This window comes from Methanoregula sp. (genome assembly GCF_050010295.1).
Lineage (GTDB): Archaea > Halobacteriota > Methanomicrobia > Methanomicrobiales > Methanospirillaceae > Methanoregula.
Genome location: NZ_JBEKLH010000002.1, coordinates 1 through 22,097, shown reverse-complemented (window position 1 = coordinate 22,097; position 22,097 = coordinate 1). Strand labels below are relative to the sequence as shown.

Annotated in this window: 18 protein-coding genes, 1 tRNA gene and 3 rRNA genes; 16 read left to right on the top strand and 6 right to left on the bottom strand. The window is 55.3% G+C overall.

Translation table 11 applies throughout. The annotated features are described in order from the left end of the window. The first annotated feature begins 108 nt into the window (after positions 1-108). The 9 genes from ABSB80_RS03065 (at position 109) to ABSB80_RS03025 (ending at position 9,720) form a co-directional block, all read left to right on the top strand. The gene (locus tag ABSB80_RS03065; RefSeq protein ID WP_428368042.1) at positions 109-1,263 is read left to right on the top strand and encodes an FIST signal transduction protein; all 1,155 of its coding nucleotides are present in this window, start codon (positions 109-111) and stop codon (positions 1,261-1,263) included. After that, positions 1,260-4,613, top strand: a complete 3,354-nt coding sequence (locus ABSB80_RS03060; RefSeq protein ID WP_428368040.1) for a PAS domain S-box protein — start codon at positions 1,260-1,262, stop codon at positions 4,611-4,613. Before ABSB80_RS03065 ends, ABSB80_RS03060 begins: the two co-directional genes overlap by 4 nt. Next, the gene (locus tag ABSB80_RS03055) at positions 4,610-4,975 is read left to right on the top strand and encodes a response regulator (RefSeq protein WP_428368038.1); all 366 of its coding nucleotides are present in this window, start codon (positions 4,610-4,612) and stop codon (positions 4,973-4,975) included. The genes ABSB80_RS03060 and ABSB80_RS03055 overlap by 4 nt, the downstream gene beginning before the upstream one ends. 243 nt (positions 4,976-5,218) lie before the next feature. After that, complete coding sequence (locus tag ABSB80_RS03050) at positions 5,219-5,665, top strand: hypothetical protein (protein WP_428368036.1); 447 nt, start codon at positions 5,219-5,221, stop codon at positions 5,663-5,665. Beyond that, positions 5,662-6,675 (top strand): DUF6159 family protein, encoded by a 1,014-nt coding sequence (locus ABSB80_RS03045; RefSeq protein ID WP_428368034.1) that lies wholly within the window; start codon positions 5,662-5,664, stop codon positions 6,673-6,675. Before ABSB80_RS03050 ends, ABSB80_RS03045 begins: the two co-directional genes overlap by 4 nt. Continuing rightward, the gene (locus tag ABSB80_RS03040) at positions 6,672-7,292 is read left to right on the top strand and encodes a DUF1673 family protein (RefSeq protein WP_428368032.1); all 621 of its coding nucleotides are present in this window, start codon (positions 6,672-6,674) and stop codon (positions 7,290-7,292) included. Before ABSB80_RS03045 ends, ABSB80_RS03040 begins: the two co-directional genes overlap by 4 nt. After that, positions 7,279-8,382: a hypothetical protein gene (locus tag ABSB80_RS03035; RefSeq protein ID WP_428368030.1), complete on the top strand. Its 1,104-nt coding sequence runs from the start codon at positions 7,279-7,281 to the stop codon at positions 8,380-8,382. The genes ABSB80_RS03040 and ABSB80_RS03035 overlap by 14 nt, the downstream gene beginning before the upstream one ends. Beyond that, positions 8,379-8,909, top strand: a complete 531-nt coding sequence (locus ABSB80_RS03030; protein WP_428368028.1) for a hypothetical protein — start codon at positions 8,379-8,381, stop codon at positions 8,907-8,909. The genes ABSB80_RS03035 and ABSB80_RS03030 overlap by 4 nt, the downstream gene beginning before the upstream one ends. Further along, entirely contained in the window at positions 8,902-9,720 is an 819-nt protein-coding gene (locus ABSB80_RS03025; RefSeq protein ID WP_428368026.1) for a hypothetical protein, read from the top strand. The genes ABSB80_RS03030 and ABSB80_RS03025 overlap by 8 nt, the downstream gene beginning before the upstream one ends. Positions 9,721-9,798: 78 nt before the next feature. On the opposite strand, the gene ABSB80_RS03020 is transcribed toward ABSB80_RS03025, so the two are convergent. Further along, positions 9,799-10,626 (bottom strand): SDR family oxidoreductase, encoded by an 828-nt coding sequence (locus ABSB80_RS03020; RefSeq protein WP_428368024.1) that lies wholly within the window; start codon positions 10,624-10,626, stop codon positions 9,799-9,801. A gap of 191 nt (positions 10,627-10,817) precedes the next feature. On the opposite strand from ABSB80_RS03020, the gene ABSB80_RS03015 reads away from it, so the two are divergent. The 6 genes from ABSB80_RS03015 (at position 10,818) to ABSB80_RS02990 (ending at position 16,026) form a co-directional block, all read left to right on the top strand. Further along, entirely contained in the window at positions 10,818-11,708 is an 891-nt protein-coding gene (locus ABSB80_RS03015; RefSeq protein WP_428368022.1) for an alpha/beta fold hydrolase, read from the top strand. A gap of 10 nt (positions 11,709-11,718) precedes the next feature. Next, on the top strand, positions 11,719-12,099 hold the full coding sequence (locus ABSB80_RS03010) for a class II SORL domain-containing protein (RefSeq protein WP_428368020.1): 381 nt from the start codon (positions 11,719-11,721) through the stop codon (positions 12,097-12,099). 55 nt (positions 12,100-12,154) lie between these two features. Further along, the gene (locus tag ABSB80_RS03005; protein WP_428368018.1) at positions 12,155-12,586 is read left to right on the top strand and encodes an EVE domain-containing protein; all 432 of its coding nucleotides are present in this window, start codon (positions 12,155-12,157) and stop codon (positions 12,584-12,586) included. Positions 12,587-13,040: 454 nt separating this feature from the next. Continuing rightward, complete coding sequence (locus ABSB80_RS03000; protein WP_428368016.1) at positions 13,041-13,490, top strand: hypothetical protein; 450 nt, start codon at positions 13,041-13,043, stop codon at positions 13,488-13,490. Further along, the gene (locus ABSB80_RS02995) at positions 13,487-14,932 is read left to right on the top strand and encodes a hypothetical protein (RefSeq protein WP_428368014.1); all 1,446 of its coding nucleotides are present in this window, start codon (positions 13,487-13,489) and stop codon (positions 14,930-14,932) included. Before ABSB80_RS03000 ends, ABSB80_RS02995 begins: the two co-directional genes overlap by 4 nt. Next, the gene (locus tag ABSB80_RS02990; RefSeq protein ID WP_428368012.1) at positions 14,932-16,026 is read left to right on the top strand and encodes a hypothetical protein; all 1,095 of its coding nucleotides are present in this window, start codon (positions 14,932-14,934) and stop codon (positions 16,024-16,026) included. The genes ABSB80_RS02995 and ABSB80_RS02990 overlap by 1 nt, the downstream gene beginning before the upstream one ends. Positions 16,027-16,046: 20 nt before the next feature. On the opposite strand, the gene ABSB80_RS02985 is transcribed toward ABSB80_RS02990, so the two are convergent. Further along, on the bottom strand, positions 16,047-16,211 hold the full coding sequence (locus tag ABSB80_RS02985; RefSeq protein ID WP_428368010.1) for a hypothetical protein: 165 nt from the start codon (positions 16,209-16,211) through the stop codon (positions 16,047-16,049). A 185-nt stretch (positions 16,212-16,396) separates the two neighbouring features. On the opposite strand from ABSB80_RS02985, the gene ABSB80_RS02980 reads away from it, so the two are divergent. Next, positions 16,397-18,298: a hypothetical protein gene (locus ABSB80_RS02980; protein ID WP_428368008.1), complete on the top strand. Its 1,902-nt coding sequence runs from the start codon at positions 16,397-16,399 to the stop codon at positions 18,296-18,298. Positions 18,299-18,457: 159 nt separating this feature from the next. Here the strand turns inward: ABSB80_RS02980 and rrf are convergent. The 4 genes from rrf to ABSB80_RS02960 form a co-directional block, all read right to left on the bottom strand. Next, positions 18,458-18,579 (bottom strand): 5S ribosomal RNA (rrf, locus tag ABSB80_RS02975). A gap of 115 nt (positions 18,580-18,694) precedes the next feature. Beyond that, a tRNA-Cys gene (locus tag ABSB80_RS02970) sits at positions 18,695-18,766 on the bottom strand. Between the two features lie 84 nt (positions 18,767-18,850). Beyond that, positions 18,851-21,646, bottom strand: a 23S ribosomal RNA gene (locus tag ABSB80_RS02965). Between the two features lie 233 nt (positions 21,647-21,879). Continuing rightward, a 16S ribosomal RNA gene (locus ABSB80_RS02960) occupies positions 21,880-22,097 on the bottom strand; the annotation flags it as partial.

Sequence of the window (22,097 nt, the reverse complement as noted above, 5' to 3'; positions counted from 1 at the left end):
AGGATCGAAGACAGATAGCGTCCGGGCAGCCGCTTCCGAAGATGTCTTCCTCGTCCTGATCCTGATTGATCAGCAAGAGATTTATTAATCTGCACCCTCCATCATTGTATGAACGCGATGCCCTCCCATAGTTTCTGTTTTTCAGCGGATTCTACACGGGAAATTTCCGAAGGGATCAGGAATTTTTCAGATTTTCACCCGACGCTCGGGATCATCTTCAGTTCCGTTGCGCTCGGTATTCCCGGCCTGGCTTCTCAAATCGCTTCGGCCGGGTTCCCCGTGTTCGGCTGCTCGACCTGCGGGGAGATCCTGAAGGGGGAGGAGGGAGAAGGTCCCGTACTTGAGGAGTCAGCCGTGTGCTGTCTGCTCGATATCGATCCGTCCGTCTTTTCCGTGGCACTCTTTGAGAGACGCGATGAATCATCCTTTGACTTCGGGAAGCGTATCGGTGCCTGGGGGAAGAAGACGTTTGCCAGCCCGGCCTTCATCGTCACCATGGCGGGCCTTAAAAATGACGGGGAGGCATTGGTCCGGGGCATTGAATCGGGAAGCCACCCCGGGACCCGGATATTCGGGGGGCTTGCAGGAGATGACAGGAAATTTTCCGGGACCTACGTTTTTTCCCATACCGGCTGGTCGGGGGATGGTGCGGCAGTGATCGTACTGGACCGGTCCCGGGTGGAAGTGAACGGCATTGCCACCAGCGGATGGGAGGGCGTGGGGGCGGAAATGGTGATAACCGCCTCGGAAGGGAACGTGGTACGGACCATCAACAACCGCTCCCCGGTCGAGCTCTTCAAGGAATACCTCCATGTGAATGATGAGGACCTCCAGGATATGGGGATATCCTTCCCCCTTCTCGTGAGGAGGCCGGATGGATCCGAAGTCCTCCGTGCGTTTCTGGCTGTCGATTTCGAGACCGGTTCCCTGGTCTTTGCGGGAGCCGTGCCCCAGGGAGCCAGGGTGCGGTTCTCCAGTTCGTTCGGGCATGAGACTATCGAAAAATCGGTCCAGGATCTCACGAGCTGGCACCGGCAGCACCCCCGTGCGGATCTCGTCCTCCTCTTCTCCTGCATGGCACGGCATCACGTTTCAGGGCCTATGGTAGCAGAAGAGATCTCCGCGGCATCGGGTCTCTGGAATGCCCCGCTGATAGGCTTCTTCACCTATGGCGAGATAGGGCACAACCTCTCCGGGACCTGTGATTTCTATAATGAGACACTCAGCCTTGTCTCCATCGAGCTCCTCCCTGACCGGATATGAAACAGCTTGACCGACTCTGGACCGAACTGCAACCGCTCCTCGCGCAGCATTCAACGGAAGAGCAGGAAAAGCTGAATACTGCCTTCGACCGTGCCAGAAAGGAATCCTCCTCTCTCGAATCAAAATATCATCGCGCAATCCGGGACCGGGCTGCTGTCCATGCCCTGCTCAAGAAGGCGTCGGAGGACCTCATCCAGAGATACCAGACCCTTTTCGAGAACTCCGGAACCGCGATGGTTGTCATTGAAAATGACGGGACGATCTCGCTTGCCAATACCTTATTTTTGAATCTCCTCGGTTACCGTCGTGAAGAAGTTGAGAACCGGATAAATTACTTTACCATTTTCGATGAGCACTTCCGGGATCAGGTGCGGGACTATCACCAGCGCAGAAGGGGCGGCGATAAAACCGTACCTCACCGGTACGAGGCACAGATCATCAGCAGCGAGGGAAAAGTTCTGGATGTCATCGTAATGATCGGGCTGTTCCTCGGTACCAGCCAGAGCGTGGCGTCGATCGTTGACATCACGGACCGGAAACGGATGGAAGATGAACTCAGGTTGTTCAAAGCCTCCGCTGACCATGCCTATGACGAAGTCTTCTGGCTCGATTTCGAGGGGAAGATGCTCTACGTGAACGACTCGGCCACGCGGAATACCGGGTACTCGCGGGAAGAGCTTCTATCCATGAAGATCTTTGAACTGGACCCGGATTTCAACCCGGATATCTGGAAGAGATTCATAACCAATCTCAAGAACGAAGGAACCCTCCTTTTCACAACGCGGCACCGGTGCAAGAACGGCGAAATCATGGATGTCGAAATCGTGTCGAACTATGTCACGAAGGAGGACAGCGAATACAGCATCGCCTTTGTCCGCGACATCACCAATCGCAAACGTGCGGAACGGGAGATTCTCCAGAAAAACGAAGAGCTGAACAAGGCGTATAAGCAACTTGCCGCCGTAGAGCAGGAACTCCGGCAACAGTTTGACAACCTTGCCAGCAGCCAGAAAATGTTGCAGGAAAGTGAGGCAAAGTTCCACAGTGTCTTCGACAATGCAAATGATGCGATCTTTATGCATCTCGGGCAGGATGGCGCTCCCGGTGAATTCGTTGAGGTGAATGATTTCATGTGCAGCGCGCTGGGGTATACCCGGGAAGAACTCCTCGCGATGGACGTGAAGGATATCCTTTCGGAAGCTCACCTGAAAGAGGTGGCGGAGATCAGCAAAGTGATTGCCGAAAGAGGGTTCAATACATTTTATGCTGAATTCAGGAGAAAAGACGGGGCAATAATTCCCATTGAAGTGAACGCCCGCAAATACCAGTTCTCCGGACAGGAGGTCATTTTAGCTGTCGCGAGGGATATCACCGAATGGAAACGCGCGGAAGAGGAGATTCTTCAGACGAACAAGGAGCTCAATGCTGCATACGAGCAGCTGGCTGCCGTCGAGCAGGAACTGCGGACCAATTATGAAAACCTCAGCGTAACGGAGATAAAACTCCGGGAGAGCGAGGCATGGTCGCGGGAATTCGCCGAGCTTCTCCCCCAGTTCGTCTATGAGATAGACACGGCCGGCAGGCTTCTCTTTGCGAACCAGTATGCTGCCGACGTCTTCGGGATCACCCGGGAAATGCTTGACTCAGGCCTGAACATGCGGGATTTCATCATTCCGGAAGAATGGGAGCTGGTACAGAGAAACCTGTCCATGATACTCACGGGCAGGAAAACCACGTACGATGTGTACCACTGCAGGAGGAAGGACGGGTCCCTGATGCCCGCCAATATTTACACCGCCGCGGTCTATCGTAACGGAGCGCTCGCAGGGTTCCGGGGCATCGTCGTCGATATAACCGAAGCCCTCAGGACACAGGAAGCGCTCCAGAAAAGCGAGACCCGGTTCCGGGAACTCGCCGAGCTCCTGCCCCAGATCGTGTTTGAACTGGATGAAAACCTGAAGTTCACCTTCTTCAACTGGAATACCATTGAGATGACGGGATATGCCTATGACGACCTGTCGCAGAACAGGACCGGCATATATGATATCCTGAAGGAGTCTGATCGCCCGTCTGCCCAGCGCTTTTTTGCCCACATTCTGCAGGATAGTGCCAGTGGCCACCTTGAATGCGGGCTCGTTACCCTTGACGGCAAGGAAATTCGCGCTATCATCTATGCCTCCCCGATCATCGGTGAAAACCGCGTTGCGGGAATCCGGGGGGTCATCGTTGATATCGCGGAACAGAAAAGCCTTGAACTGGCAGTCCGGGAAAGCGAGATGCGGTTCCGGGAGCTGGCCGAGCTCATCCCGCAGTTTATCTTCGAGACGGACCGGAATTTCCGGTTCACCTATGTCAATATGGGCGCAATGAATGTCACCGGGTATTCATACGATGACTTTACGAAAGGAATGGATGCCTTTTCCCTCGTCGATATTGCTGACCGGGGCCATTTCAGGGAATCATGCGTGAAGATTCTTGGCGGTGAAGAGGTGCCCCCGCTCCAGTTCCCCCTCATGAGAATGGACCGGGAGAAGCTTCCGGTTATCATGTACGCGTCGCCAATCGTCAGGGAAAATGAATATGCGGGAATACGCGGGATTATCGTTGACATAGCAGACCAGAAACGGCTCGAGAAGGCACTTGCGGTGACGAACCAGAAACTGAACATGATGAACAGCGTGACGCGCCACGATGTCCTGAACAATATCACCGGACTTCTCGGCCTCTGCGATATGCTGGGTGAGATTATGCCAGACAGCAATGCGCAGGTGCTCACCTCGGAGATCCACGATCTGATCATCAAGATAAAGGACCAGATTATCTTTACCAAGGACTACCAGAGCGTGGGGGTGAAGGCTCCGCAATGGCAGAGCCTCTGCCAGAGCATCAGGTACGCGGCATCGACAATCGGGCGGGATTCTATCCAGCTGAATCTGCCCGGATCCGATGCCGAGATTTATGCCGATCCATTTTTCGGCAGGGTCTTTTATAACCTGATGGACAACAGTTTCAGGCATGGCGGATCGGTCCGGAACATTTCGATTGAAACAGAGATGGTGCCGGATGGGGCTCTCCTTATCCGGTACCGCGACGATGGCATAGGCGTCCCGCCCGATGAGAAGAACCTGATTTTTGAGCAGGGATATGGCAAAAATACCGGGTTCGGCCTCTTTATCATCCGGGAGATCCTAGGAATAACCGGCCTGACCATCCGGGAGACCGGGGTATTCAGGAGCGGGGTTCTGTTCGAGATCACGGTTCCAAAAGGTGTATGGAGGCCGTACGAGGGGAAGAGTGCAGAGAGCATGATCCAAAAAGACGTGCGTGATGTACAGGTGAATGAACGATGACAAAGATCCTTCTTGTTGAAGATGACGATATTGTCTCACGGGTCGCCATCTGGCGCCTGAAGAAGCTCGGCTACGAAGTCTGCGGAACGGCGACCAACGGCGCCGATGCCGTGAAAATGGCAAAAGAACACCATCCCGATCTTATCCTGATGGATATCAAAATTGAAGGACCCACCGACGGCATAACGACCGCGAAGCTGCTGAAAGAGGTAACTGCTGCCCCGCTCGTGTATCTTACGTCCCAGAGCGACGATGAGATCATTGTCCGGGCGGCCGAGACCCAGCCGGCCGGTTTCATCTCAAAACCCTTCGAGGATAAAGATCTCAGGATCGCAATCGAGATCGCACTCCGGAAAAAATAACCGCACCAGAACGTGGGTATTAACCTGAGAACCACGTGCATGCATAGCTGATGAAAGATCAGAAGCATCTTCCTGTCAGATTCCGCTGGTTGCCTGCCGCCGGTAAACTTCCCCCCCCTTTTTTTATCAGGAACCGTATCCGGATTCCCCGTTTTCCGAAGATTCCGGGCATGACAAAATACCCGATACGAGGAACAGCGGCATCCGGCAAATTATATATAGTCAACATGCAAATGTTGACACATGTTCCTGCCAACGAACGACAAGCAGTTCGGGTTCTGGGCGATGCGCAGAAGCGGCGTCTCCAACATCGCCATCGCGAACCAGCTGGGGATCTCCAGGCAGGCGGTCTCGCGGGCGCTCCTGCTCATGGATGAGAAGATCGAGACCACGCTGCGCGAGATGGCGAATGCAAACCAGATCGCGATCGACAAAATCAATGCCGGGCAGGGGATCCTTCTCGGCCGGTCGATCCCCTTCCAGACCGCGGCGATCATCTTCGTCTCCGAAAAGCACGGGGTGCAGGTCTGGTACGAGCACGACGGTGACTGCAGCACGTGCCAGCGGTACACTGAATGTATCGAGCTGCTCTGGGATTATGCAACCGAGCTTGGCATCAGGCTCAAAAAGACCGCCGACCCGACGAAGATGGCAGAAGAACTGTTTGTGAAAGTGAAGGCGATGGTATGATGACACGTCTCTCTGAAGTTATCCGGGGATGGCTGGGCTGGTGCCCGAATGCACGGACTATGCGCACTGCTCCACCGGTTATCGTTGCTCCGCCGGTCACTACGCATCCTGCACAGCCAGGTGGAGGGGCAGGGGGATCGGGACGGATCGACCGGGGGATCAGACTGGCAACAGGGAGCATAAAAATCCTGTTCCGTAACAGGCGGCTGTTCTGGTTCTCGCTCCTGGCCGGCCTGGTGATGATCTTCAGTCTCGTCATAAACCTGTACCTCCAGTTCATCTCCGGCACTCCGCTGTTTCCGGGGACAAAACTCGTGACCGGCCCTGCCTCCGTCCTGATCGTGAGAGGGTCGCTGCCTTGGATTGTCCTGACATTCACCGTCGGGCTGATCAGTGCCTTTCTCAGTTACTATCTTCTGGCAGCGCTGATCGCATCAGTCGCGCTCATCCTCTCGGGCCGGGCCGCGACCGTCAGGGACGGACTGGAGCAGGCTGGGAACTGCCTGCGGCCTCTTCTCAGCTGGGCAGTGATCGGGGCACTCATCGGAACCGCGTTCTCTCTCATCATGAACCCTGCAACGACGACGCCCGGTTCTGCGGGAAACATTGCCTTGATCTTCATTTCGATTCCATTCGTGGCCGTTTTCTATCTTCTCACCCTTTATGTTGTACCGCTCCTTGTCCTTGGGAATGAAAGCCTGATCCATGCAATCACCGGATCCTTATCCCTGTTCAGGAAGACCTGGAGGGAGATACTTGTTTGTTTCATCATCTTCTTCCTGATTGCATTTGCTGTCCTGTTGACATCCCTCGTCCCCATGATCGCGATCGGGTTCAGTGCTGCGACGGCGGGTGCCATCGTCGTTGCCTATATGCTGGTGATGATCGTCCTGCTTTTTATCGGTTCAACCGTCCTCGGGATCGCGATCGCGGGTCTCTACACCTATGGGGAGACAGGGGTTCTGTCTGCGATGTTCGAGGGAAAACGGGATGGGAGTGAATATCCATGACGACCCGGGTCTCTGAAGTGATCCACGGGTGGCTCGGGTGGTGCCCGAACGCACGTACTCCGATGCGACAACTGCCGGTGTTTCATGATAACGGAGCGGGCAGTTCGCGAGTGCAGGGGGCCGGGATTCCTGCACATACCGGATGGCAGGAGCGGTTCAGGAACCAGGTTCTCCTCTGGGCAGTATTTTTTACCTTTATCTCCATACCCCTCGTTTGGATTTTCCAGGCAGCCGATCTCACGAGGCTAATGCTGTGCCTTGGAGTGGTTACAGGACTGGGCGTCTTTGTTTTCTTCGGGTGGTGGCTGTGGCACAGTCTTGGGATGCTCAAGAAAGGCGCGACAATAAAGACCGGGCAAAAGGAGTACATTCTTACATTTCTTATCGCCGGCGCAATCCCGCTTGGCGTCGTCCTCCTCCTTTCGGCGATGCTCTTCCTCATCTCGCTCTCCGGGGCACTCGCATTCCCTGCTTTTACTACGGGATTTGCCTTCATTCCCTGGTACGTGTTCACTCTGATCCTGTTATGGGAGCGGAAGACAGGGTGCGTACTGATGTTCGATAAAAAGACCCGTTCATTTACCGCTGCGAGGTGTCCCCAGAATGCAAATTTCTGAAGTGATCCGCGGGTATCTCGGCTGGTGCCCGAACGCACCGGTCATGCGCACAGCCCCGGCGGTTCTCGTAATACCGTCCGTCACCGTAAATCCCGCACAGTCAGATGGCGGCGGGGCTGCCGGGGGCCCGGGTCGGATCCGGCGCGGAATTAGTATCGCCACAGGGAGCATCAAAACCCTGATCAGGGACAAAAGGCTGCTCTGGTTCTCGTTCCTTGCCGGCCTCGTGATCCTCTTTCTGGTCGTGGCGGAAGGGTGGAATGTAACACACTATGATTCCACCCTGCCAGCCCGTATCTTCATTCCCTTTGGAGATTCGTTCTTCAGCGTATTTGATATACGGCTCTTCCTGATCGAAGGGATCTGCCTGTCATGCTTTACCCTTCTGCTTGCGGGCCTTGTCTTCTACCGGAACGGGAACGGTGTAAAAAAGCCGGTCACGATCCGGGAAGGGTTCGACGGTGTCAACGTGAATGCCGGCCCGCTTGCAGCGCTGTCCGTTGTGATGGCTCTCGCGGCTACTATCCTCTTCGAGATCACATCCCAGAGCCAGGTAATCGGTAAGATCGAGCTCGGCATCTCGCTCACGCTCTTCCACATCCCCTATGCCTACTATATTCCCAATGAGGTCTTTTCCGCGCTTTATTTCTCATTCGAGATCATGGTCATCAACATCGTCCTGTTCGCGATCGCACTCTATGTCGTGCCGGGCATCGTGCTGGAGAACAAGGGGCTGCTCCCGGCCCTTGCCGGGTCCGTTACCCTCGTAAAGAAGACCTGGCGGGAGATGCTGGGCTGCATCCTCGTCTTGGGGGCGATCCTCATTCCGGTCGCTGCCATCGCCCTCTTGATCGGCCAGTCGGCGCTCCTGCTCAACCATGACTATGACTTCTTCCTCCAGGTCTCCCGCGGACAGGTCCTGATGACCATTGTCTGTTATGGGTTCCTCCTTGCCTGCGGAATCCTGATGGCGGTCGGTTCCACGGCGACGGGGATCGCGATCGGGGCACTCTATGCCAGCGGGAGAACGAATACTGTCCAACCGGTCCCGGAGAGAGATACTCCTGTAATTGCGGAGCCCGTCCGATGATGAGGATCTCTGAGGTGATCCGGGGCTGGCTGGGCTGGTGCCCTCAGGGATCAGTCCGGAAGACCCGGACATATCCCGATCCGGGGGTGCCATGCCGGGCTCCCGCCCAGCCATCGCCTGTACCGGCCACTCCACCCTCCGCGACAACAGCCCCGGCCGAATCCCGGCCGGCATACCAGGAAAACGTCCTCCTGATTTTTCTGCTGGTGGCCGGCCTGTTCTGCCTTGTGGATCTCAAGATGCTCGCCATAGCCGGGGTCTTTTCCGCACTGCTCGTCTATTACGATGCCGGGACACTGCATGCCGGGGTGAAGTATGAGAAAGACTCGCTCTTTGGCGACGTTGTTGCATGGCGGCCGCTGACCTGGGCGGCCTCCGTGCTCGTCATCCCGCTCATCTTCCTCGCGATCTACGTGTTCTCCCGGAAAAGAGATCTTCGAGGCCAACAACTGAGCCAGGAAGGCATCGGCAACACACTGAGGGAATGCGTCAAGACGATCACTCATCGGAAGTGTGTGAATGAATGAACCATTGTACCGGATTTTTATTGTCTATATCCTGATCATTGCCGCGGTATCCGTAGGATGCACCGATGCACGTTCGTTATCATCTCCGGTGACATCATCGCCAGCACCGGAGATTATATCCACACCGGCAGTTCTGAAAAACACAATCATACCGCCACCCCCGGCCCCTGCCATTACTGCAGGGACGACAACTGCACCGGCGCAGGCAAAGGTCTTTGGCACATACCGCTGGGTGGAATACCGGAATAATATCACCCAGACCCTGCCGCCCAATCCCCGCTACCAGTGGGAGATGCATGAAAGGGTTGAGCGCTCCCGGGAGACATATACGGGGACTCCCTCAATCCATTACAAAATTACGGAAACTGCGGATTATCCGGAATGGGTCGGCAGTGTGCTCACTCATACGGCGAACGGGTCGATCAGGGTCACCGACAGGTACTATGAAGCATCCACGAATACGTTCCTCGGGGGGACAACGACAGAGACGATAATGGGGACGGCGAAACCCCGGGCAAATCTCCCTGCCGTCGAGCAGTTCAGCCGGGAGGACCGGCCTTCGTACGAGATGGGGATCACGCCGTTTGGCGAGATGAATATTACCCTTACCGGCGGAGGCACGGAATCCGTTGTGGTGCCGGCGGGTACGTATCCCAATGCCCGTACATATACCGGCAGGTTCCGCGATGGCACCCCGGTTACCTTCTGGGTCGCACCGGGCATTCCCGTGCCGGTCCGGTACCAGTTTCCCAACAAATACCTTGATGGGGAGGACCCGTTCCAGTCGTATGAACTGATCGGCTGGGGATGAGCGGGCGTATCGTCTCTATCGGGTGATTACCGCCGGGAAAGGAGTTGGGCGATTCATGGCCGGACACCGTATTCGCACTTACCGATCGTCCCCTGCGACCCCGCTGATCCCGGTCAACTCCTCCGCCATCTTCCAGAGCCGTTCCTGCACTTCACGGTCGTACGTCAATGCAGAAGACCGGACCTGCCGCTGTTCGTCGAAATACCGGCCCGATACCCCGGCCACCTCCTGGAAGCGTGCCAGATATATCGAGGTCTGCGCCCCTTCTTCGGGCGTGATGGTGGTAATACCGGGAGCGGCGGATCGGGAGAGCTTCGTGTCAACGACCCCGGGGTGCAGGCAGTTGGCAGTGATCCCGGTCCTTTCGAGGTTCCGGGCAAGAGTATAGGTGAACGTCACATCGGCAAATTTCGAGAGCGAGTATGCACCCCAGGGATCGTACCGGCGGACCTTCGGCAGGTTCTCCCAGTCGATCCGGTCCACATCGAAGTGGGCACTCGAGGCGACGGTGACGATGCGGGATCCGTTCCCGAACAGCGGACGCAGCAGGTGCGTGAGGAGGAAGGGGCCGAGGTAGTTCACGGCAAAGGTGAGCTCGACTCCTTCCTCCGTCATGTGCCGGGTCTTCTGGTAGGTCCCGGCGTCGTTGACGAGGACGTCCAGCCGGGTGTACCGCGACGCGAGATCCGCTGCCATCCGGCGGATCTGGTCCTGCCGGGCGAAGTCGGCGATGACGAGATCCGGGCGGATTCCCGTTTTTTGTCCCAGTTCCCGTTGCATCTTTTTCCCTTTCTTTTCGTCCCTCCCGTGTAGGATCAGCTCGGCTCCCCCGGTGGCCAGTCCGGTCGCAGTGGCTTTCCCGATACCATCCGTGGAACCCGTGACAAGAATGAGCGGTTGTGCCATGCCGGCGTGTATCGGGACCGGACGGGATGAACCTATCGATTACGGTACATCCCGGCTTCATGCCCGGGCCGGTTGGCAGGATTCCCGGGTTTGCAGGTATTTCATACGGTTATTCTCAAAATGGAAATTGCGCATACCTTTTTATCGGGAGACGGGAAAGGGAGCAGGTTGATCAACCAGAGGAGGAAAAAATGCCTTACATCACCGTTGGGAAAGAAAACTCCGGAACTATTGATCTCTATTACGAGGACCAGGGCTCAGGCGAGCCGGTTGTCCTGATCCACGGGTGGCCTCTCTCCGGGGCCTCGTGGGAGAAACAGGTGCCGGTACTGCTGGACGCAGGTTACCGGGTTGTCACCTATGACCGCCGGGGATTCGGGAGGTCCGGCCGCCCGTCTTCGGGGTACGACTATGACACGTTCGCAGAGGACCTGCACAGGGTTATGACGAAGCTCAACCTGAAGAATGCATCGCTGGTCGGGTTCTCGATGGGGGGCGGCGAGGTTGCACGATATATCGGCAGCTATGGTTCCCGGCGCGTGAAGAGCGTCGCCTTCATCTCGGCGATCCCGCCGTTCCTCTTAAAGACAGACGACAACCCTGCAGGTGTTGACGGCGCCGTATTCGACGGGATCCGGCAGGCGATCGTGGAGGACCGGCCGAAATTCCTTGCGCAGTTCTTCCATGATTTCTACAATGTCGATCTTCTGGGAAACCACCTGATCAGCGACCAGGCGGTCCAGCTCAGCTGGACAGTCGCAGCGGGAGCTTCAGCAATCGCGACCCTGGCCTGCGTATCAGCATGGCTGACCGATTTCCGCGACGATCTTCCGGCGATCCGGGTGCCTGCCCTTGTCGTCCACGGCGATTCGGACAGGATCGTCCCGTTGGCGGCATCGGGCAAGCTCACGCATGAGCTGCTCGAAGACAGCCGGCTTGTCGTAGTGGAAGGTGGCCCGCATGGCCTGAACTGGACCCATGCGGCACAACTCAACCGGGCCCTGCTGGACTTCCTCGAAACGGGACCGGCGCAGAAGAAGCCCGACACGATACGGGCGGCGGCGAGAGGGAGACACGGATAAAGGTGAATGTATGACAGGACATGCTTTCGGTGATCTGATTTACACGTATGATGCCGCAGCCGGGGAAGCGCTCGGCAAGCGGGAGAGCCACACGCCGAAGATCGAGGCGCCGGCTCAGGTGAAGCCTGATGAACTCTTCAGCCTGAAGGTATCCGTGGGGCCCCACCCGAATACGGTCGAGCACTCGATCCGGTGGATCATGATCATGTTCGAAGAGGAGGGGCGGGCCTTCAACCCGGTTTTCCTCGGCAAGGTATCATTCAATCCGGTAACGACCCAACCGGATATAATCCTGAGTGTAAAGCTGCCAAAGAGCGGCGTCATCCACGCCCTCGAGTACTGCAACCTTCACGGCCTGTGGGCGGGGAAACGGGAGATTAAGGTCCAGTAATTTTTTCAGTTTTTATCGTCTGGAACACGGGAGGAATGGGCGGGAGTTTTATCGCATGCCACGCTACTGGATCGTTGTCGCCTCAAAGGACCATGTCGTGCACGGTGTCTCGCTCGGTATTGCGCAGGCAGGGCACGGCAAACGATCGGGTCTTGTACGGATGCATGCGGGAGATGGGATCGTCTACTATTCCCCGAAGGAAGAGTATTCGGGACATGAACCGCTCGGGGCCTTCACCGCGCTTGGCTTCGTCGAAGATGAGGAGATCTGGCAGGGAGAAGAATCGCCGGATTTCCGGCCGTTCCGGCGCAGGGTGAAGTACGTTGCAACAAAAGACGTGCCGGCCGCACCCCTGGTCGGCGATCTGAAGTTCATCCGGAACAAGAAGGCGTGGGGCTATGTCATGCGCTTTGGGCTCATCGAGATCCCGGAGGAGGACTTCCGGCATATCGCCGCTGAAATGGGAGTCCCTGCCTCAGGTCCCTGATTCTTCCGAACGCGGATCGGGACAGCGGATCGTTCTCTCCTCCCTGAAACGGCAGGGACCGAGTGCCCGAAAAGAGCCGGGGCCGCTGTTCACTACAGGTTTTGATAACACATCATTCAGGGCGCGAACCTGATGTTGTCCCGGTATGGACAGAATGACATTTTTTGTAAAGGCTGCGCTCTCCAATAAAATTTCATAAGAACAAATACCGTGTAAGAAGGAAGGTGATCGCAGCTCGGTATGGTTCCCGGGGGCTCGCGTACATCAGTACAGCATACTACGGGTGCCGGCTTAACTTCTGGATTCTGCAATCGACCATCTGTATCACACAGGTGAAGAAATTACAGTACCTCCGGTAACGCCCGTCGGTACCACATGTATTATCTGTATCCCAAAAATGCGAATAAGAGAGATTGACAAATGTTTTATATTGTAAATGTTCATACATTTACATATGTTCCTTCCAACCAATGAGAAACAGTTCGGGTTCTGGAAGATGCGGCGCAGCGGGATGTCAAATGTCTCTATTGCAAACGAGCTCGGCATAACAAGGCAGGGAGTGTCCCAGGCACTCCTTGCGATGAACGAGAAGATCGATGCCTCGCTGCGGGAGATGGCCAGGGCAAACAGAATCCAGATTGATAAGATCGATGTAGAGCGGGGCATCCTGTTCGGGAGATCTGTACCCTTCCAGACCAATGCCTATATTCTGGTCTCGGAGAAGCATGGCATGCAGGTCTGGTACGAGCATGATGGCGACTGCATCTCCTGCAAAGAGTTCACAAGATGCATCGAGTTCATCTGGGACTTCGCAGCCGAGCTGGGGATAAAACTCGAAAAGACCGCCGACCCGACGAAGATGGCAGAGGAACTGCTCGCAAAGATCCGGGAGAGCACAAAATGACCCGGGTATCTGAAATTACTGAACACTGGTTCGGCCTGTGCCGGAAACCGCCGGTATTCCATTCCTCGCAGACAGGTATTGGTTATCCAGCTGAACCCGCCCATGAGGGGAGCCCGGATGGCGGGGCCGGCGGACCGGAAACGATCCGTCGGGGAATCGGGGCTGCCCTGTCAGGTACGAAAACGCTGATTCATAACCCGCAGCTCCTCTGGTTCTCGCTCCTGGTCGGACTTGTGCTGGCCGTGCACCTCATTGCCCAAGCGGGGCTCTACGTAATGCCAGAGTGGTTTTTCTTCGACGATACCGGCTCTCTCCTCCCATCGCTCGTCCTGACATTTGTGGCAGGGCTCCTCACGGTGTTCTGCCTGGGATTTTTACTGGCGGGCCTCGCCTTAAGCCTCTCGTCAAAGAAAGACGGTCCGGTCTCATTCTTTCAGGGACTGAAACGGGCAAAAAAATACCTGATACCTCTTACCGGGGGATCCGTGGTCGCCGCACTCGCAGGGATTCAGCTCTTCGTTCATCCATTCATCGCCCGGGGGGAGCTCTTCGTTCGCAACACCCGGTGGCTGCTTTTCGTTGATTCTCACTATGGCGGTTTGCCCTCATTGCTTGTCCAGACATTTGCGATCGAGCTCCTGACGGTCTTCTGCCTGGTATTCTTACTGGCGGGCCTTGTCTTAAGCCTCTCTTCAGAGGAAGGCGATACGGTCTCATTCTTCCAGGGACTCAGCAAGGCAAAAAAATACCTGAGGCCTCTTACCGGGTGGTCCGTGGTCGTGGCACTCGCTGGCACTCTGATCTATGTCGCTGGCATGTATTCCTATGTGCCGGCATGGTTCCAGCCATTCAATATCGTCTCGGCACTCCAGAGTACACTCTACGAATTCCTGTTTAACGTGCGCTACACGTTCCCCTTCAACTTCGTCCTCGTACCCACCTTCTACGTTCCCAACCTGCCGCCGGTATTTGGCGGGGAGGGGTGGCTGATCAGCTGGGCGCTCGAGGATACCCTGATCCTTTCAGCGATCACGGTATTCCTCTTCGTCCTTACCTTGTTTGTCGTGCCCCTCCTCGTGCTTGAGAGGAAGAGCCTGAAGGAGGCTGTTTTGGGATCATGTACCCTGATGAAGAACATCCGGGGTGAAGTGGCGGCCTGCGTCCTGGGCCTTGGAATGGTAGTATTCGCTGCCTGGCTCGCGTTCCTGCTCTTCCGGTTCTCCGTGGTTGATCTTGTGTGGTGGGCTGCCGGCCCAATGAACGCTACGTTCACGCACCCCAGTGAGGCGTGGATTGCAGCCGGCCTCCTGTACGTTCTTGCCCTAGCCGGCCTTGTGTTTGTCGTGGCAACGGTCGGGGGGATTGCAGTACTGGACCTTTTCAGGGAGGCAAAGAGCAGGCAGATGCCAAGATCCGCTGAACCTTCCAGGGAGATGAGCTGATGCGCTTTATTTCTGTTACCGCTGGGCGGTGGCTGTGCCTGTGCCCGAAAATACCCACCGTTCGTCCTGCACTGGCGACCCTCATGGTCCTGCCTGAAACAGTTCCAGCCGACAGCCCGGATGGCAGCGGGCCCGCCGGCAGATCCGTCCATGTACGGCAGGGGGTCAGCATCGCTACAGGAAGCCTGAAAACGGTAGCCCGGGACCGGCACCTGTTCTGGTTTGCAATCCTCTCCGGGCTCCTGATGGCATTCCTGATCGTGGCAGAATCATGGGGAAATATGCACGTCAACGATACACTGTCGTTCCCGGTCACGCTATCCATGGGTAGCATGTCATTATACCTCGATCCCTGGTTCTTCCTGGCAGAGATGATCTGCGTGTCCTGTTTCTCCTTCCTGGTAACAAGTCAGGTCCTGGCGGTACACGGAAGTGAGAGGAACCAGCCCCCCACGATTCACGAACGACTCGCCATCACAAAGGGCCTCCGCTGGCCGCTGGTATTTCTCTCCATGGGAATGGCCCTCATATCGACCCTCGTGTTCGGGATCATCACCCAGAGTTGGTCTATTGCCATTGCAGCGGGAACCGTCCTGTCGGCGTTTTTCTGGATTCCCTATATCTATGCCCTGGGAGAACTCTACACCACGCTCCACTTCTGGCTGATCATAACAGCCATCAACTTCATCCTGTTCCTCCTCATTCTCTGGATACTACCGGTACTGGTACTGGAGAAGAGAGGACTGTTCCACGCCATCACAACGTCATTCTCTGTCATGAAAAGGAGACCGTTCGAGATTATGGGCTGCATCCTTGTATACGGGGGGATTGTCCTCGCACTCGCGGCAGTATCGCTCATTATCGGCCAGGTGCCCCAGCAGCTCATCGACCATGGCTATGGCCAGTCAATGTACCTCGGCCATCTGGTGCTCCCCATAACCTATTATGGGCTCATCCTTGCCTGCCTGATCCTGATGGGTGCGGTCTTTGCAGCCTCCGGTGTTGCGGTTGCTGACCTCTGCCGGATCAGGACGGTCAACGGGATATCCGGCATACCGGAACGGGACCGCAAGAGACCGGGGACTGCCTCGTAAAAGCGGGTATCCGCAGTTGTTCAGAGATGGCGGCCGGGGCTTGTGGTGCTGCCACCCCCTTCGGCCCGTGCTTTACCGGTAGGTAGGATGAGCCGGCCAAAGCCCATCCATGAGGGATCCCCGGGCAGCCGGACCCGCGGGGCGGGAACAATACCGAAGGGGATGAGAAACGCCATTTCAGGCATACAAACGCGGCTCCGGATCCGTAGGGACGGACACAGACTCATACCGTTTTTATCCCGGGCATCTGCAGGGGGTCTCCTTGTTCATAGCAGCACCGGGAATGCCCGGGTACGCAGGGTTCCGGCAGGAAACCAGTAAAAATTCAAGTCGGAATGATTTTATATTGTAAATATTGATACATTTACATATGTTAGTGCAAGGCCACAACAACCAGTACGGGTTTGAGAAGTTGATCCTGCTGCTTCTCCTGTCAGGTACAGTAGTCCTGCTGATATCTCCTGTATCAGCATATTCCGTTGATGCGGGGGGAAAGCCGGTGGTTACCATCGTTGCAAGAGGAAGCCAGTCCTATTATTTCGGGGAGGAAGTGGACCTTTCCGGGATCAATTCAGCTTCGGATTCCACGTACCTTTTCATAACCGGCCCCAACATTCCGGAGGGTGGCGTGACTCTTACTCCGCCAAAACAAAAACCGGTCAATGGGGATCCCAGTACGTTTACAACGGTGATTACAAAACCGGATAAAACATGGGAGTATAGCTTTTATACGGCCAATCTCATGATGGATGCTGGGACGTATACTATTTATGCCGTGAGTAAGCCCACATCCAGAGACCAGTTTGATGATACAACAACCTACGGCACGGTGAGTTTGATCCTGAAAAGACCATTCATCACTGCGGAGATCTCCCCTGCATCGGTCACCAGAGGCCAGCCGTTCTCCATCACCGGAATTGCGGAAGGAATTCCTCCGGAGGTCCAGATCTGGATTATTGGCAAAAACTACGCGTTCACGACAAAAACTCCGGTCAATCCGGATGCGTCATTTACCTTTACCGCCACTGAAGCGATGTCAGGGAATCTCCCGGCAGGACAATATTACCTCATTGCCCAGCACCCGATGGTAAACAACCAGTTCGACATCGCTGTCAGCGGGGATTATGTCCGCAATATGAAACTGAACAATGGCACAATCCTCTTCAGGATTATCGGCCCGGGAAACCTGCAGGGCAGCGATGCAAAAGATGCGCTCGTTGCCGCATTCAGCGATCCCACGGCGCACGATGATACCCATACGGCTGACACTTATACGGTTATCCCATTCCGGGTCACTGATGCAGGACCGGTATCCGGTGCATCCGCAAACACGGGAGTTACCATTGCCGCACAAGGGGACCAGTCATATTACCTGGGAGAAAAAGTGGTTCTCAGTGGCCATAATTATGATTCGGATACCACGTACCTCTTCATCACCGGACCCGGTACCTTCATGAACGGACCCGGCATCCCCTGTGGCGGGGGAAAACTCACCTCGCCTCTGCAGGAAGTAGTCAGCGGAAACCCGGACTCATTCACGGTAGTGAAAACAAAAGCGGATAAGTCCTGGGAATATGCCTTTTATACGTCTAATGTTACGGTGGATGCCGGGACGTATACCATCTTTGCTGTGAGCCAGCCGAAAGCAAAGGACCAGCTGGGCCCGGCTGCCGCCAATGTCGGGATTATCCTGAAAAAGCCGTTCATAACTGCAGAGATCTCCTCAGCAACAATTTCAAAAGGAGTACCCCTTACGGTTTCCGGAGTTGCGGAAGGAATCCCATCTAATGTCCAGATCTGGATCCTCGGTAAGAACTACTACTCCAAGTCAATTGTATCTGTCAACTCTGATGCCTCGTACAAGTATGTAGTCCTCCAGGAGGTCACCAGTCACTTTGCAAGCGGCCAGTACTTCGTGATTGTCCAGCACCCGATGGAGAACACCACGTTCGACATCGATGTCAGCGGGGATTACGTCCGCAGCCTGCAACTGAACAACGGTACGGACCTCTTCAGGATCTCCGGTCCAGGCAGCCTGCAGGGCAACGACGCGGCAGAGGCACTCGTTGCTGCATTCAGTGACCCCAATAATGGTGATGACACCTATACAGAGATCCCGTTCCAGGTCACTGATGCAGGAAGTCCGACGCCCCAGGCAACAGCCACAACGACCGCTCCGGTCCAGCGGACGACCCAGCACGCCCCGCTCCATTACGCTCAGCTCGGGGCAATCGTCGTGGCAGCAGGGATTGTAATCCGGAAGAGGCGTTAAGATCATTTTTGAACGGATGACCCTGTCATCCTTCTTTTATACATGTCACGCAGGCCGCGGACCTGCCGGTATCCGAAAAAACGATACGGTGACATGATAACGAGAGCCTTCGCTCTTCAGTAAAATTTCATTAAAACAGTGACCGTGTAAGAAGGAAGGTGATAGCAGCTTGGTATGCTTCCCGGGGACTCGCGTACCTCAGTACAACATACTACGTGTGCCGGCTTAACTGCTGGGTTCGGAATGAGACCAGGTGTGTCCCGACAGCTATGGCCGCTATCACCACATGTTGTTTTTAGATGCTTGCTGATCGTCGAGGTCCTTACGAACCTCTCCGGAGTCGAAGTTCGGCTTTGCCTCACTTCTCCACGACGGGCTGCTTCGCACCCCGCCGAAAGCCAAGGTCCGGATTTGAACCGGAGTGTAGTTGATCTGCAGTCAACCGCGTGGCCGCTCCGCCACCTTGGCGACCGTGTAGGATGATACCCTATCCCGTATGTCAGGATAGGATATAAGGTTTGCACTCAGAATTTCGTCTGGGTTTAACGTGGTGAGCACTAGTGTTTGGACGTTAGTACTCCCGGACTGAACACGTCGTTGCCTTCGTGCGTACATCCGGAGCCTATCAAACGGATCTTTTATCCGAGTCCTCAACGGAGTCTCTTTTTAGGCCGGGTTTCAAGCTTAGATGCTTTCAGCTTTTATCCCTTGGCGCGTAGCTGCTCGGCACTGCCCTGTCGGACAACCGATCGACCAGAGGCGCCGAATGAAAGTTCCTCTCGTACTATTTCATTCTTACCCTCAGACTCCAAACACTCCTGATAGATAGTAACCGACCTGTCTCACGACGGTCTAAACCCAGCTCACGATCCCCTTTAATAGGCGAACAACCTCACCCTTGGCTGCTGCTGCACAGCCAGGATGGAAAGAACCGACATCGAGGTAGCAAGCCGCCGGGTCGATATGTGCTCTTGCCGGCGACGACTCTGTTATCCCCGGGGTAGCTTTTCTGTAGTCAATAAGCCTCACCAAAAGGCTATATTGGTTCGTTAGACCCGAGTTTCCTCTCGCGATCATTTGCTTTGCATGATCGCGTCAGGCCAACTTATGCTCTTGACACTCTTCTGTGAGTTTCTGACTCACATGAGTTGACCTTGGGGCACCCTTGATATTTTTTCGAGGGTGTGGCGCCCCACCCAAACTGCCTACCTACCGGTGTCCTCGTAAGAGTGAGGACTACAACAAAACTAGGATGGTGTCTCATCGTTGGCTCCCCTCCACCCGAAAGTGGAGGATATAACGCCTCCCATCTACGCTGCGCAAGAATTATCGTAATCCAGCGACAGGCTGCAGTAAAGCTCCACGGGGTCTTCACTTCCCATCAGGAGTCCCTAGTCTCTGCACTAGGACAAAAAGTTCAACGGATTCGTGTTAGGGACAGTATCGCACTCATTAATCCATTCATGCAAGTCGCCAATTAAGCGACAAGGTACTACGCTACCTTAAGAGGGTCATAGTTACCCCCGCCGTTTACGAGTCCTTCGTCCGGTTGAACCCGGTATTCAGATACTCGCACTGGGCAGGAATCAGTGACTATACTAGTCCTTTCGGAGTTGCAGTCACCTATGTTGTTATTAGACAGTTAGTGCGACCCGGTCTCTGCGACCTGCCTGATCTCCAGGCAGGCACCCCTTATCCCAAAGTTACGGGGCCAATTTGCCGAGTTCCCTTAACTACGATTAAATCCGACACGCCTTCACCTCTTCAGCGAGGGGCACCTGTGTCGGTTCTCGGTACGGATGTGTGATTCCCTTTTCATGGGCTCCGGGAATTTGCCTGGTTACCCCATCACGCTTTCTCCCCATTCTCACCATTACGGTACTCCAGGGGGTTATACGCTTGGACGGGACGACGGTCCCGCCGGGCATACCCCAAAGCGTCAGGGCTTACGCTAAAAACCACACAGTACAGGAATATTAACCTGTTTCCCTGTCGGTACGTTCGAGTTACGACGCACCTTAGGACCGACTAACCCTCGGCTGACGATCATTGCCGAGGAAACCTAGCCCCTGCGGCGGATGGGATTCTCACCCATCTATGCTTCTACTAGTGCCAGAATTCTCAACACTACGCGGTCCACTGGAACTCACGCCCCAGCTTCTACCCACGCAGAGCGCCTCCCTACCAGATCACCTCTCGGTGCTCCGTGGTCTCTGTAGTAGGCTTTAGCCCCGTCCATTTTCACCGCCCTAAATCTTGACTGGTAAGCTGTTACGCACTTTTTAAAGGATAGCTGCTTCTGAGCTCACCTTCCAGTTGTCTTTGACCTAGGACCAATTTCAGTGTTTACACTTAGCCTACATTGAGGGACATTAACCACGGTCTGGGTTGTTTCCCTTACGCAATACAAGCTTACCCCGCATTGCGGACTTCCAACCATCTAGGGTGTTGGGGAGTTTGGAGTTTGACAGGGGGGTGAGCAGTTTCCCGCCCAGCTCCCCCAATCAGTGCTCTACCTCACCAACGACCTCCGGTCTTTCGTCACGCTTCAACCTGCCCACGCATAGATCACCCGGCTTCGGGTCTTATCCTGCTGACTCCGCGCACTTTTAATACGCCGTCCCATGCATTGCTGCTACGGACTTGTTGGTTTCCCTGTGGCTTCCCTTTTGGGTTAACCTTCGCCAACAGAATAAACTCTCTGGCCCGTTCTTCAAAACGTACGTTGCGACACTGGCAGGCATGCCCGTACTACCGCCTCGCGACGGGTTCCTTCGCATGCAAGATCCTTTCATGCCGCAACTCGCGATCTCCTACCAATTTCAGGCGCTTTTAACCACCTTTTCAGGGTTACTTTTCAGCTTTCGCTCACGCTACTATTTCGCTATCGGTTTCAAGTTGTATTTAGCTTTGGAGGTTGATGACCCCCGAATTCACGCGAGAATTCCAACCCGCGTTACTCAAGACACCACCTGATCCAGTCTGCTTCTGCGTACGGGACTATCACCCTCTGCAGTGTGCCGTTCCAGGCAACTTCCGCTTCACATCCTGGATCGTACGGTGGGCTTCTGACACCACATCTCCCTTGCGGGATTCGGTTTGAGCTCTGTCGTGTTCGCTCGCCGTTACTAACGACATCTCGGTTGATTTCTTCTCCTGCCCCTACTGAGATGTTTCAATTCGGGGCGTTCCCTATCCTTACGGATAAACGCCGAAGCGTTAGGATGTCCCATTAGGGTATCTCCGGATCATAGATTCCTTGCGTCTACCCGGAGCTTATCGCAGCTTGGCACGCCCTTCATCGGCACTTGAACCGAGCCATCCAATGGTAGGATTATACTAATGCTCCGCTAAACCCATTTAACGTCCTGAGTGCAACCTTTACACGGCCTCGCAAAGTCATTGGTTTGACTCTCAGCCCTTCCCTCGTGACTCACATCTCGAGGTGCATCTAAACCGGCTCACCGGGATTCGAACCCGATCGCTCCGCCACCATCCTGGCGAATGAACCTTATTCATGTCGACACCGGCAATTTTACAGTTTGTCCAGTAACCGCTTTTAACCCGAAATCAAATTCGTTAGGAGGTGATCCAGCCGCAGATTCCCCTACGGCTACCTTGTTACGACTTAACCCCCCTTGCAAAACCTAGATTCGACCGCCGCGTATACGACGGCCTCATCAAGACCTCACTCGGGTGGTTTGACGGGCGGTGTGTGCAAGGAGCAGGGACATATTCACCGTGCCATTTTGAGACACGATTACTACGGATTCCAGCTTCATGTGGGCGAGTTGCAGCC